The organism is Nocardioides sp. NPDC127514 (genome assembly GCF_040302125.1).
GTDB lineage: Bacteria > Actinomycetota > Actinomycetes > Propionibacteriales > Nocardioidaceae > Nocardioides.
In genome coordinates, this window is record NZ_JBEORF010000010.1 from 1 (window position 1) to 13146 (window position 13146).

A 13146-nucleotide genomic window follows, 5' to 3' on the forward strand; every position below is an offset into this window, starting at 1 on the left:
GTCGTGGACCGCCGACAGGGCCGAGAGCTCGAGGGACTCGAGCGGCACCTGCTCGACCGGGCTCGTCATGACGAGCCGACTCGACGGGGATCGGCGAAACCGGATGTCGGCTTCCGGCCGGAGCGCTAGCGTTGCCCCGCGAGACAGGAGGCAGCGATGCTGGCGCTGACCCAGAGAACGTACGGTGGGCGCGACGCGGTCGAGTTGGCTGATCTCCCGGTGCCCGAGCCGACTGCCGACGAGGTGCTGGTCGAGGTCCATGCCTGCTCACTGAACGGGTCCGACCGGGAGAACCTCGCCGGCTCGCCGTTCTACTCGCGCGTCGGCGGCCTGCGCAGACCCCGGCGACCGGTGCCGGGGTCCGACATCGCGGGTGTGGTCTCAGCCGTAGGGCACGAGGTGAGCGAGTTCGCCGTCGGCGACGAGGTCTTCGGGGAGCTGGCCGGCTACCGCGGCGGGCTGGCCGAGTACGTCGCCACGAAGCCGCGGCTGCTCGCGCGCAAGCCGGCGGGTCTGACGTACGTCGAAGCCGCCTCCATCCCGCAGGCCGGTTGCATCGCCTGGCGCGCCATCGAAGGACGAGTGCATCCCGGCGACCGAGTGCTGGTCAACGGCGCAGGCGGCGCGGGCGGACCGCTCGTCGTCGGGCTGGCCAAAGCCCGGGGCGCCGAGGTCACCGCCGTCGACCGGGCCGACAAGGCCGACTTCATGCACCGGATCGGCGCGAGCACCACCGTCGACTTCGAGGCCGAGGACTGGGCCGATCACGCCGACCACCGCGAACGCTACGACCTGATCGTCGACCTGGTCGCTCACCGCTCCCCCTTCCGCGTCCACCGCGCCCTGCGCCCGGGCGGCACCTACCGGATGGTCGGCGGCTCGACCCGGATCCTGCTCGCCGCTCTGCCCGCCCGCCCGCTCGTCAAAAGCACGGACCGGCAAGGTCGTCGGCGTACTCGTCGTGCCCCAGTCGCGCGCAGACCTCGAGGCGATCACCGCGCTGGTGACGAGCGACGTCGTCACGCCCGTCATCGACAGCACGTTCCCGCTGAGCGAGGCGTTGGCGGCGTACGCGCGTCTCGCGAGCGGCGACAACCAGGGCAAGATCGTCGTGACGATGCGCTGACGCGCCACTCCCGTTCTGTCCATCTCAACCACGGCCTCCGATAGCGTGCGGTGCCATGGAGTGCCACACCTGCGCCGTCACCGACTCCACGCTTGCCAAGCAGCTCGCCGGGGAGCTGGGGTGAGCGCGATGAGCTACGCAGGACTGAGCAAGCTGCTCGTCGTCCCCGAAGGCTTCGAGGCGCCGAAGGTGCTCACGCACGGCGAGCTGACGGCGCGGCCGCTGTCGCGCGACTGCCTGGTCGATGACGTACGCGCCATCAACGCCGACCGGGAGCTCATCAACGCGACCCGGGGTGGCGGGTGGCCGGAGGGGCCGACGTCGGAGGAGGACGACTACATCGACCTGGTCTGGCACGAGGGCGAGTGGAAGGAGAACAAGTCGTTCTCCTACGTCCTGGAGACCGCTGGGCTCGGCTACGTCGGGTGCGCCTACCTCTACCCACTGGGCGTACGGCAGGAGCTGAGCGAGGAGCTGGCGACGTACGACGTCGACGTCAGCTGGTGGGTGACCACCGAGGCGTACGAGCAGGGGCTCTACGAGATGGTCTACGAAGCGCTGAGGAAGTGGGTGCCGGCGGGCTATCCGTTCCGCCGGCCCCACTTCTCCAATGTCGTCGTGCCTGGCGATCAGGCGTAGGTGACCGGGAGCTCCTTGATGCCGTTGATCCAGGCGTGACGCAGCCGGCGCGGGGCGCCGTTGGGCTTCAGGTCGGGCATCCGGTCGGCGATCACGTCGAACATGATCCGCACCTCCATCCGGGCCAGGTTGGCACCGATGCAGTAGTGGGCGCCGTGGCCGCCGAAGGCGAGGTGGGGGTTGTGCTCGCGGGTGATGTCGAAGGTGTCGGGGTCGTCGAAGACGTCCTCGTCGTGGTTGCCCGAGGCGTAGTAGAGCCCGACGCGCTGCCCGGCCTTGACGAGCTGACCGCCGACCTCGACGTCGTTGATCGCGGTGCGGTGGAAGACGGTCACCGGGGTTGCCCAGCGGATCACCTCGTCGACCATCGTGTCGGGGCGCTCGTTCTTCCACAGCTCCCACTGGTCGGGGTTCTCGAAGAAGGCCTGCATGCCGTGGGAGATCGCGTTGCGGGTGGTCTCGTTTCCGGCGACGGCGAGCAGAATGACGAAGAAGCCGAACTCGTCATCGCCCAGCGCGCCGCCCTCCAGCTCGGCGTTGACGAGCTTGGAGATGATGTCGTCCTTGGGGTCCGCCTTGCGCTCGGCGGCCAGCGTCATCGCGTACGTCAGGATCTCGATCGAGGCGGCCTCGGGGTCCGCGTTGTAGTCCGGGTCGTCGTAGGCGAGCATCTGGTTGGACCAGTCGAAGAGCTTGCGCCGGTCCTCCTGCGGGACGCCGAGCAGCTCGGCGATCGCCTGGAGCGGGAGCTCGGCGGCGACCTCGGCGACGAAGTCGCCCTCCCCCTTGGCCAGCGCGTCGTCGACGATGCTGTTGGCCCGCTCGACCAGACGGTCCTTGAGAGCGTTGATCGCACGCGGGGTGAAGCCACGGCTGATGATCTGACGCAGCTTGGTGTGGTCGGGAGCGTCATGGTGGATCAGCATGGCGCGCTGCAGCTCGACCTGCTCGCGGGTCATGTCCGGCGCGAACCGGATGATGACGCCGTTCTCGTTGGTGCTGAAGTTCTCGCTGTCCTTGGAGACGGCGAGGATGTCCTCGTGCTTGCTGACCGCCCAGAAGCCGGTGTCGAGGAACCCTGCTCGCGCCTCGGGCTTCTGCTCGATCCAGAAGACCGGAGCCGTACGCCGCAGCTCCATGAACTCCTGGAGCGGGACGCGCTCCTCGTTGAGCACGGGATCAGTCGGATCGAAATCCACGGGGAGAGCGGTCACGGGTGTGCTCCTTCGAGGTCTTTTCTGTAACACGTTCTAGTTTATGTTCACACAGTGCCCGGGATCACACAAGGGTTGCGCCAAACGAGAACACGTTCTAATTTGGAACAATCGAGTGTAACCGGTGTCACGTCATCAGGCGTGACGGTGCGCGCCCGCGCACCAGCGACTTGTCGAAACCCCCGAAGAGCGAGGTTCCATGGGCACGCCCGTCATCGTCGAAGCCGTCCGTACCCCCATCGGCAAGCGCAAGGGCTGGCTCGCGGGCCTGCACCCGGGCGTTCTGCTCGGCGCCGCCCAGGTCGAGGTGCTCAAGCGCGCAGGTCTCGACCCTGACCTGGTGGATCAGGTCATCGGCGGCTGCGTCTCCCAGGCCGGCGAGCAGTCCAACAACATGGTCCGCCGCGCCTGGCTCCACGCAGGCCTGCCGATCCACACCGGCTCCACCGTCATCGACGCGCAGTGCTCCTCGGCCCAGCAGGCCACCCACCTGATCAACGCGATGATCGCCTCCGACCAGATCAAGGTCGGCATCGCCTGCGGCATCGAGTCGATGTCACGCATCCCGCTGGGCGCCAACGTGCCCAAGGGCGCCGGCGATCCGCGTCCCGAAGACTGGAACATCGATCTGCCCAACCAGTTCGAGGGCGCCGACCGGATCGTGAAGAACCGCGGGTTCTCCCGCAACGAGGTCGACGAGTTCGGGCTGTGGTCGCAGGTCAAGGCGCGCCAGGCGCGCGGCGCCGGGCACTTCAAGAGCCAGATCTTCGCCGTCGAAGCCCCCATGCTCGACGACGAGGGCAAGGCCACCGGAGAGATTCGCACCGTCACCGAGGACCAGGGCATCCGCGACACCTCGCTCGAGAAGCTGGCCGGGCTCAGCCCGGTGCTCGAGGGCGGCACCCACACCGCCGGCACCTCCTCGCAGATCTCCGACGGCGCCTCGGCGCTGCTGCTCATGGACTCCGCGGTCGCCGCCTCGCTGGGCCTGAAGGCTCGGGCGCGGATCGTGACGTCCAACCTGGTCGGCTCGGATCCGTACTACCACCTCGACGGGCCCGTCCAGGCGACCGAGAAGGCGCTGAAGGACACCGGGATGACGATCGGTGACATCGACATCGCCGAGGTCAACGAGGCCTTCGCCGGCGTGGTCATGTCGTGGGCCGCGGTGCACCAGGTCCCCGAGGAGAAGATCAACGTCAACGGCGGCGCGATCGCGCTCGGCCACCCCGTCGGCTCCACCGGCACCCGGCTGCTCACCGCCGCGCTGCACGAGCTCGAGCGTCGCGACGCGAGCACCGCCCTGGTCTCGATGTGCGCCGGTGGCGCTCAGGCGACCGCCACGATCATCGAGAGGATCTGACCTATGGCTCGGGAGAAGGTCACCGAGGCCGAGTACGTCGTCGTCGGCGCCGGCTCCGCCGGCTGTGCCGTCGCCGGCCGCCTGGCGGCGGCAGGGAAGTCGGTCATCCTGCTCGAGGCCGGGAAGAACGACAGGCGCAACTACCTGGTGACCAAGCCAGGCATGATCGGCCCGATGCACGCCGAGCCTCGGCTGAAGAAGCTCGTCGACTGGGGCTACCACACGGTCCCCCAGCAGCACGCCCGCAACCGCGAGCTCCCCCAGCCCCGCGGCAAGGTGCTCGGCGGCTCCTCCTCCATCAACGGCCTGCTGTGGGTCCGGGGCAACCGGGCCAACTACGACGCCTGGGCGGCCGAGGGCAACACCGGCTGGGACGCGGACTCGGTCAACGAGGCGTACCGGCGGGTCGAGGACTACGAGGGCGGTGGCTCCGACTACCGCGGCACGGGTGGGCCGATCAAGGTCATGAAGCACCCGCGGCCGACCGAGGCGTCGCTCTCCTTCCAGCGCGCCGCCGCCGAGACCCTCGACGTGAAGGTGCTCGACGACTACAACGGCGCCGAGCAGGAGGGCGTCGCGACGTTCCAGCAGAGCGCGATCGACGGGCTGCGCTACTCGGCCTCGCGGGGCTACCTCCACGACCAGCAGCTGCCGAGCCTGACCACGCTCACCCAGGTGCACGTCTCGAGGATCGTGATCGAGAACGGCCGGGCGAGGGGCGTCGAGATCCTCACCAGACAGGGTCCGAAGACGATCTCGGCGACCCAGGAGGTCATCGTCTCCGCCGGTGTCTTCGGCTCCGCGCAGCTGCTGATGCTCTCCGGAATCGGTCATTCCGCCCACCTCGCCGAGCACGGGATCACCGCGATCCACGAGCTGCCGGTCGGCGACAACCTGCACGACCACATGTTCGTGCCGACCACCTGGGAGATGCCGACCGCGCTGCACCACGGCACCGCCGGCTACTTCGGCAAGGCGGTCCTCAAGGAGCAGACGGTCGGCAGGTCGATCCTGGGCCACACCGTCTTCGAGACGGTCGGCTTCGTCCGCACCTCGCTGGCCACCGACGTACCCGACCTACAGCTGCACGTGCTCCCCTGGGCCTATCCCTCCCCCAACCAGGACGCGCCGATCCGTCACGAGGTCGACCCTCGAGCGGCCCTGACGGTGATGTCGTCGCTCATCTACCCGCGCTCGCGCGGGACGCTGCGGCTGCGTAACGCGGACCCGACCGCCGAGCCGCTGATCGACTTCAACTACCTCGCCGAGCCCGACGACAAGCGCGTCCTGCTCGAGGGCGTGGAGATGATCCGCGAGATCATGGCCTCCCCGGCCTTCGGCGACCAGGTCAAGTCGGAGATCCATCCCGGCAAGGCGATCGACGCCGAGGCGATGAAGGACGAGGTCACCAACCGGGCGACCTCGATCTACCACGGTGTGGGTTCCTGCCGGATGGGCGTCGACGAGCGGGCCGTGGTCGACCCGCAGCTGCGCGTACGCGGCATCGACGGCCTCCGCGTCGCCGACGCCTCGATCATGCCGTCGATCATCGGCGGCAACACCAACGCTCCCGCGGTCATGATCGGTGACCGTTGCGCAACCTTCGTCCTTGACGAAAATCTGTAGAGCCGTCCTCGACAACCGCTGATCGGAAGCAGACATGAGCACTGACACCGCGAAGACAGCAGACGTACGCCGCCCCGACTGGATCACCGAGGAGCTGCTGGCCGAGCTGGTCTCCCGGGTCCCGTCCTCGACGGGTGCGTCCTGGAAGCTGACCGAGGTCTACACCGGTGAGGTGCTGGTGGCGCTGCCGCAGTCCTCACCGGCAGACGTGGAGCGGGCCGCCGAAGCCGGCCGGGCCGCCCAGCAGGCGTGGGCGGCGACCCCGCTCCGGGAGCGGCTAGCCGTCTTCAAGCGCGCCCACGAGCTGATCCTGCGCAACCAGCACAAGATCGCCGACCTCATCCAGGCCGAGTCGGGCAAGGCCCGCCGGATCGCGTTCGAAGAGGTCTGCGACCCGCCGATGGTGATCTCGCACTACCTCAAGCGGGCGCCGAAGCTGCTCAAGGACAAGAAGCGCCCGGGCGTGATGCCGGTGCTGTCCAGCTCGATCGAGCGCCACCCGCCGCGGGGCCTGGTCGGGATCATCGCGCCGTGGAACTTCCCGTTCGCGACCGGTCTCTCCGACGCGATCCCGGCACTCATGGCCGGCAACGCGGTGCTGCTCAAGCCGGACAACAAGACGGCGCTCTCGCCGCTGTTCGGGATATCGCTGCTCGAGGAGGCGGGCCTGCCGAAGGGCCTGTTCCAGGTGGTCTGCGGCGAGGGTCCGGACGTGGGCCCGACGATGCTGGACAACGTCGACTACGCGATGTTCACCGGCTCGACCGCGACCGGCCGGGTGATCGGCGAGCAGGCGGGCCGCAACCTGATCGGCGCCTGCCTCGAGCTCGGCGGCAAGAACCCGATGATCGTCCTCGACGACGCCGACATCGACGAGACCGTGGGCGGCTCGATGTTCGCCGTCTTCGGCAACACCGGCCAGATCTGCATGCACATCGAGCGGATCTACATCCCCGAGGCGATGTACGACGAGTTCCGCGACAAGTTCGTGGCCGCCGTCGAGGGGATGCGGATCGAGGCGGCGTACGCCTTCGGACCCGACCTCGGGGCGCTGGTCTCCCCCGACCATCTGGCGCGGGTGCAGTCGCACGTCGAGGACGCGGTCGCCAAGGGCGCCACCGTGCTGACCGGTGGCAAGGCACGTCCCGACATCGGGCCGACCTTCTTCGAGCCCACCATCTTGGAGGGCACCACGAAGGAGATGCTCCACGGGGTGACGGAGACGTTCGGGCCGGTGGTCTCGCTGCACCGCTACTCGACCCTGGAGGAGGCGATCGAGCTGGCCAACGACACCGACTACGGGCTCAACGCCTCGGTGTGGACCACGAACTTCAAGCGCGCCCAAGAGGTCGCGGCGCGGATCGAGTCGGGCAACGTCAACATCAACGACGGCCTCGCCACCGCGTACGCCTCGAAGTCGACCCCGTCGGGCGGCATGAAGCAGTCCGGTGTCGGGGCTCGTCACGGCGACCAGGGACTGCTGAAGTACACCGAGACCCAGAACGTCGCCACGCTGAAGAAGCAGGTCATGGGGCCGCAGGGCAAGCAGACCTTCGACGACTACGCCAAGCAGATGCAGGCGTCGCTGCGCTGGATGCGGAAGCTCCACATCCGTTGACTCCCGCCTCCCGCTATGCCGAGCTGGCCCGGGAGGAGCTCGCCGAGGTCGTCCGCGAGCTCCTCCTGATCGGCCAGCTGATCGACCGCTCCGGGATGGCGTGGTGCATCTCCGCCTTCGGGCGCGAGGAGATGCTCCGGATCGCGATCGTCGAGTGGGCCGCCGCCTCGCCGATCTACACCCGGCGGATGCAGGCCGCGCTGGGCTACGCGCCGGCGGTGGCTGGGCAGGGCGACGTACCGACGATCTTCAAGGGCCTCCAGCTCGACATCGGCGCGCCCCCGCAGTTCATGGACTTCCGCTACACCGTCCACGACGCCCGCCACGGCGAGTTCCACCTCGACCACTGCGGCGCTCTGATGGACGTGGAGCCGATGGGCGAGGAGTACGTCCGCGGGATGTGCCACGACATCGAGGATCCGACGTTCGACGCCACCGCCATCGCGACCCACCCCCGGGCCCAGGTGCGCCCGGTGCACCGGCCGCCTCGGACCCCGGCCGACCGGATGCCCCACTGCCGCTGGACGGTGACCATCGACGACGCCCACCCGGAGGCGGTGGCGATCCCCGAGCTGGCCGTCAACGAGCGCTCGCGCGCGGCCGGGCTCGAGCTCGCGCCGATCGATCCGTCCGAGGACGGCTCGGCCGACTACGCCGGGCCGCTGGTCTCCGACCTCGACCTGGCCGGTTTCTCCCATTCGGCGCTGGTCCGCATCGCCGACGAGGTGTGCCTGCAGATGGCGCTGCTCGACCGCGGCTTCACTCTCGCGCTGGAGTCCCGGGTGACCTCGCCCGAGCAGCTCCTGGAGATCCGCCGCAAGCAGCTGGTCGGGGTCGCCGGCATCGCCGGCGCGCGCCTCGCCCGGGCGCTCTCGCTGCCGCCGGACACCAAGGGCGCGCTGCGGCTGCTCGCGCTCCATCCGATGCTCAACCCCGCTGCGTACGTCTCGGTCGAGGTGGAGGCCGACGCGATGACCGTCCGCCCTTCGGCGGCCGACGAGGACGGTGCCTGGGTGTCCCTGATCGGACCGGAATGGTTCATTCCGCTCCGGGTCGCGGTGCAGGCGCTCGACGCTCACCTCGACGTCGAGGTCCGGTCCGTTGGAGACGCCGTCGACGACGGTTGGCGGGTCGAGATCGTACGCCGCACCGAACCCGCTCCCGAGGCCGACGAGGTCACGGTGGTGAGGTTCAGCACCGGCGCGGACTTCGCGTTCGAGCCGCGCCGGTCGCTGCCGATCACACCGGTCTGAGGTTCAGCGGCGGTGGAGCGCGAGGACCGGGATGACCCGGTCGGTCTTCGCCTCGTACTCGCCGAAACCCGGACTCATCGCCTTGAAGCGATCCCAGGCGGCGTCGCGCTCGGCGCCGGTCAACTCGGTCACCTCGACCTCGACGACCCCTTCGTCGGGCGTCTCGATCTTGGTCTCCGGGTGGGCCAGCAGGTTGTGGTACCACGCCGGGTTCTCGGGCGCGCCGGCCTTGGAGGCGGCGATCAGCCAGGTGTCGGGATCCGGGTGGAGGTTGGCCACCGGCGAGACCCTCTCGGTGCCGGTCCTGGCGCCGGTGTGGTGCACGAGTACGAGCCCGCGCCCGAACGGCACCGAGGTGACGTTGCCGTCGTTCGAGCGGAACTCATCGATGATCGACTGGTTCCAGTCCTTGTAGTCGCTGCCTGACATGGAGTGCCTTTCCCCGAGGAATCGGTTTTCACCCACTCTCGCAGACCTGCCCAACGGGCACCGGTCAAACCGAACGCCGAGTCGGCTCGTCCTGACCGAAATTCCTGCCGAGTCGGCTCGTCATGACGCGCCGACTCGGCGTTGTTTTCTGTCAGGATGCGCCGACTCGGCTGGGGGCGAGGTCAGACTCGGGCCAGAGCCGCGATGCGGACCTGCTCCTCCCGGTCGGTCACCTTCGCGCGCGGTCGACCGATCTCCTTGCCGGACTCGCACTCGTGGGTGTCGAGCGTGTTCCAGCCGGTCTGGTCGACCACGATCACGCCGCGCGCCGCCAGGAGGTCGTCGAGGGACTCGCCCGCAGGGTCGGTGAGCGCGCCGGCGGCGTAGTCGTCCAGGAGGGTGCGTACGGTCTCGGCGGCGCAGGCGCGGTTGGTGCCGATCACGCCGCTGGGACCACGCTTCGCCCAGCCCGCGGTGTAGGTGGCCTCGGCCCCGATCACCCGGCCGGCCTCGTTAGGGAAGCGGCCGGTGCCCGCCTCGTTCGGGACGCCGTCGACCCCTGCGGAGCGGTAGCCCGTGGCCCGGACCACCAGCCCGGCCTCGAGCTCCTCGCCGTTGTCGAAGCGCACCCCGGCGACGGTCTCCGTGCCGAGGATCTCGGTGGGCGTGAGGCCGAAGCGGAGGACGAGCCGCTTCGCGGCGTCGGTACGCGGCCGGGTGGCCAGGTCGCGGAGCAGGTCGGCCTTCTGGAGCGCCCCGAAGGTGGCGGCGTTGCGTTCGGTCGTGTCGGCCTCGGTCGGCAGGGCGGTCAGGTCCGCCTCGTCGACGACGACGTCGATACCCGGGTCGTCGGCCAGTGCCCGCAGCTCGGGGCTGGTGAAGGCGGCGTGCTCGGCACCCCGCCGGGCGGTGACGACGACCTCGCGGATGCCGCTGGCCGCCAGGGCCGCGAGCGCGACCGGAGCCAGGTCGGAGGCGGTCAGGGCAGCCTCGTCGGCCAGCAGCAGCCGGGCCAGGTCGAGGGCGACGTTGCCGTTGCCGATGACGACGGCCCGCTCGTGCGCGAGCGGGAAGGTGAGATCGGCTCGGTCGGGATGGCCGTTGTACCAGCCGACGAGCTCCGCCGCCGAGGTCGAGCCCGGCAGCTCCTCCCCCGGCAGGCCGAGACTGCGGCCCTCACCGGCGCCGGTGGTGTAGACGACCGCGTGGTGGGCGCCGAGCAGCTCCTCGTGGGTGACATCGCGCCCGATCTCGACGTTGTAGCGCGTCCGTACCCGGCGGTGGCGTGCCGTCTTCGCGAAGCCGGAGACGATCTCCTTGGTGTCCAGGTGGTCCGGGGCGACGCCGTAGCGGACCAGACCGTAGGGGGTCGCGAGCCGGTCGATGACGGTGATCTCGACGTCGCAGCGGCGGGTGGCGGCGAGCTCTTCGGCGACGTACCAACCGGCCGGGCCGGCCCCGACCACGGCCACCTTGAGCGGCCCGCCGGGGATCTTCGGGCCCAACGGCGGCAGCGGCGCGGGCTCCTCCTGCTCGCCGGTGAACTCGAAGAAGGCAGCGTTGATGTCGACGTAGGGCGCGAACGCGTCCGGGACCTCGTAGTCCGGGTAGATCGCGTTGACCGGGCAGGCGTCCTCGCAGGCTCCGCAGTCGATGCACTCGTCGGGGTGGACGTAGAGCATCTCGGCGGCACCGAAGCCCGGCTCGTCGGGCGCGGGGTGGATGCAGTCGACGGGGCAGACCTCCACGCAGGAGGCGTCGTTGCAGCACGACTGGGTGATGACGTACGTCATGAGCGCTGAGCCTTCCTCCGGGCCTTCCCGATGGTCTCCTCGACCACCGTGTTCATCCTGGCACCGTTCGGCCAGCCCGCGTAGTGACTCAGGAACACCACGATCTCGCGCAGCTCGTCCTCGGAGAGCTCGCCGTTGGCGTACGCCGCGGGGATCTGGATCCCGAGCACGTCCGCGGCACCCTGGCCGGCGAGCAGGCCGATCAGCAGGAGCCGGCGGTCGCGGGTGGTCAGGCCCGGGCGCTGCCAGATGTCCCCGAAGAGATGGTCGGCGGTGTAGCCGAAGAAGTCGCCCTCGCCGTCGGCCATGTCGAAGCCGTAGACCTCCTCCATCTTGCGCAGGCCTCGGGCGCGCTTCTCGGGAAGGTCGGCGAACTTGTCGGTGTCGTCGTTCATGATTCCGTGTTCCTCGTTCAGTCCTTGGGGAGCCCGAGCCCGGGTGCCAGCCGGTCGAGGGCGAGTCGGGCGAGCGGCACCTCGACGTCGAGCTCCTCGGCGAGCTCGATCGCGAAGCCGAGATCCTTCTCCCCCAGCGCCACGACGTGGCCGAAGACGCCGTGCCAGAAGTCGTCGGGAGCAATCGGGGCGGTGGTGTCGCGGTAGAGGATCGCGCCCGGTCCACCGGTGATCGCGTCGGTGTGGCGTACGACGTCGCCGAGCGCCACCAGGTCGAGACCCGCCGCCTCGGCGAGCCGCTGGGCCTCGGTGGCGGCGGTGAAGGAGGCGAAGTGGAGCAGGTTGCGGGCCAGCTTGAACCTCGTCCCGGCGCCGACCGGGCCAGCATGGACCACCTTGGAGCCCATCGCGGTCAGGACCGGGCCGGCCGCTGCGTACGCCTCCGGGCTGCCGCCCACGAGGATGGCCAGGGTGCCTTCGGCGGCTCCCATCGGGCCGCCGGAGACGGGGGCGTCGAGCACGTTCACCCCGTGCGGCTCGGCGGTCGCGGCCAGCTCGGCCGGCGTCTCCGGGGCGACGGTCGAGTGCACCAGGACCGTCAGCGGGTCGTGCCCCGGACGGTCACCGACGGACGTGAGCACCTCGGCGAGCACCTGGCGCACCTGGTCGTCGTCGCGCACCATCACGCTGAGTACGTCGACGGCGGAAGCCAGCTCAGCGACCGAGCCCGCCGCCTTCGCACCGGCCCCACCGAGCTCGGCGACGGGCTCCTCGGCGATGTCGTGCACCCACAGCTCGATCCCGTCGCTGTGGGCGAGCTGGAGCGCCATCGGCTTGCCGATGTTGCCGAGGCCGACGAACCCCGCACGTGTCCTGGGCGCCGCGGTCACAGCCGGAACGTCCCGCCGCCGTCGACGGCGATGATCTGGCCGGAGATCCACGCGGAGTCCTCGGAGAGGAGGAACTTCGCGGTCCCGACCATGTCCTCGGTGGTGCCGAGGCGCTTGATCGCCATGCCCTTCGTCATCTCTCTCGCCGCGTCGCCAGCCTGGACCCGGGTCGCCTCGGTGTCGGTCGGCCCCGGCGCGATCGCGTTGACCCGGATGTTCATCCCGCCGAGCTCGTGGGCGAGCTGCTGGGTCAGCCCGTTGATGCCGACCTTGGCCAGCCCGTAGAAGCCGGAGTAGAGGTAGGCCGCGGTGGAGGACTGGTTGACGATCGCCCCGCCGCCCCGCTTCTGCATCGCCGGGTAGACGGCGCGGGTCATCACCAGCGCGCCGTTGAGGTTCACGCTCATGAACTTCTCGTAGTAGTCCCAGTCGACGGTGATCAGCAGGTCGAAGGCCATGTCGCCGTAGATCGCGGCGTTGTTGACCAGCCCGTCGATCCCGCCGTACGCCTCGGTCGTCTCGGCCACCAGCGCGGCCGCCGACGCGTGGTCGGAGACGTCGCAGCGTACGAACCGGGCGACGCCGCCGGCCGCCTCGATCTCCTTGGCGACCTGCTGCCCCTTCTCCTCGTTCAGGTCGGCGACGACGACGGCGGCGCCCTCGGCGGCGAACCCCTTGGCGTACGCCTCGCCGATCCCCTGCGCCGCCCCGGTGACGACGATGACCTTGTTCTCGAACCTCATCCGTCCGTCCTCTCCCGCGCCGAGTCGGCGCATCCTGACATCAGTCCCTGCCGAGTC

Annotated in this window: 12 protein-coding genes; 6 read left to right on the forward strand and 6 right to left on the reverse strand. The window is 69.7% G+C overall.

Features of this window, described 5'->3' with window-relative positions; genetic code table 11:
- Window positions 1-156 precede the first annotated feature (156 nt).
- Together ABTX24_RS09580 and ABTX24_RS09590 are read left to right on the forward strand one after the other, a co-directional pair.
- Window positions 157-1170: an NAD(P)-dependent alcohol dehydrogenase gene (locus ABTX24_RS09580; protein WP_502890802.1), complete on the forward strand. Its 1014-nt coding sequence runs from the start codon at window positions 157-159 to the stop codon at window positions 1168-1170.
- A gap of 85 nt (window positions 1171-1255) precedes the next feature.
- Entirely contained in the window at window positions 1256-1765 is a 510-nt protein-coding gene (locus ABTX24_RS09590) for a GNAT family N-acetyltransferase (protein ID WP_350839150.1), read from the forward strand.
- Here ABTX24_RS09590 and ABTX24_RS09595 read toward each other — a convergent pair.
- On the reverse strand, window positions 1756-2979 hold the full coding sequence (locus tag ABTX24_RS09595; protein WP_160023311.1) for a cytochrome P450: 1224 nt from the start codon (window positions 2977-2979) through the stop codon (window positions 1756-1758). The genes ABTX24_RS09590 and ABTX24_RS09595 overlap by 10 nt on opposite strands.
- Window positions 2980-3178: 199 nt before the next feature.
- Here ABTX24_RS09595 and ABTX24_RS09600 point away from each other — a divergent pair, with 199 nt between their 5' ends.
- The 4 genes from ABTX24_RS09600 to ABTX24_RS09615 are packed head-to-tail and all read left to right on the forward strand — an operon-like array spanning window position 3179 to window position 8839.
- Window positions 3179-4342: a steroid 3-ketoacyl-CoA thiolase gene (locus ABTX24_RS09600; protein ID WP_350839152.1), complete on the forward strand. Its 1164-nt coding sequence runs from the start codon at window positions 3179-3181 to the stop codon at window positions 4340-4342.
- A 3-nt stretch (window positions 4343-4345) separates the two neighbouring features.
- Complete coding sequence (locus tag ABTX24_RS09605) at window positions 4346-5968, forward strand: GMC family oxidoreductase (protein WP_350839154.1); 1623 nt, start codon at window positions 4346-4348, stop codon at window positions 5966-5968.
- Between the two features lie 34 nt (window positions 5969-6002).
- Entirely contained in the window at window positions 6003-7586 is a 1584-nt protein-coding gene (locus ABTX24_RS09610) for a succinic semialdehyde dehydrogenase (protein ID WP_350720122.1), read from the forward strand.
- Complete coding sequence (locus ABTX24_RS09615; RefSeq protein ID WP_350839156.1) at window positions 7583-8839, forward strand: hypothetical protein; 1257 nt, start codon at window positions 7583-7585, stop codon at window positions 8837-8839. Before ABTX24_RS09610 ends, ABTX24_RS09615 begins: the two co-directional genes overlap by 4 nt.
- Before the next feature lie 3 nt (window positions 8840-8842).
- Here ABTX24_RS09615 and ABTX24_RS09620 read toward each other — a convergent pair whose 3' ends face one another.
- From ABTX24_RS09620 to ABTX24_RS09640, 5 genes are all read right to left on the reverse strand, one after another.
- Window positions 8843-9268 (reverse strand): nitroreductase/quinone reductase family protein, encoded by a 426-nt coding sequence (locus ABTX24_RS09620; RefSeq protein WP_350839158.1) that lies wholly within the window; start codon window positions 9266-9268, stop codon window positions 8843-8845.
- A gap of 182 nt (window positions 9269-9450) precedes the next feature.
- Entirely contained in the window at window positions 9451-11061 is a 1611-nt protein-coding gene (locus ABTX24_RS09625; RefSeq protein ID WP_350839160.1) for an FAD-dependent oxidoreductase, read from the reverse strand.
- Window positions 11058-11456, reverse strand: a complete 399-nt coding sequence (locus ABTX24_RS09630; protein WP_350839162.1) for a carboxymuconolactone decarboxylase family protein — start codon at window positions 11454-11456, stop codon at window positions 11058-11060. Before ABTX24_RS09630 ends, ABTX24_RS09625 begins: the two co-directional genes overlap by 4 nt.
- A 17-nt stretch (window positions 11457-11473) precedes the next feature.
- Window positions 11474-12346 carry an NAD(P)-dependent oxidoreductase gene (locus ABTX24_RS09635; protein WP_160023295.1) on the reverse strand — a complete coding sequence of 291 codons (873 nt, stop codon included), beginning with the start codon at window positions 12344-12346 and terminating at the stop codon, window positions 11474-11476.
- Entirely contained in the window at window positions 12343-13089 is a 747-nt protein-coding gene (locus ABTX24_RS09640) for an SDR family oxidoreductase (protein ID WP_160023293.1), read from the reverse strand. The genes ABTX24_RS09635 and ABTX24_RS09640 overlap by 4 nt, the downstream gene beginning before the upstream one ends.
- Window positions 13090-13146 lie beyond the last annotated feature (57 nt).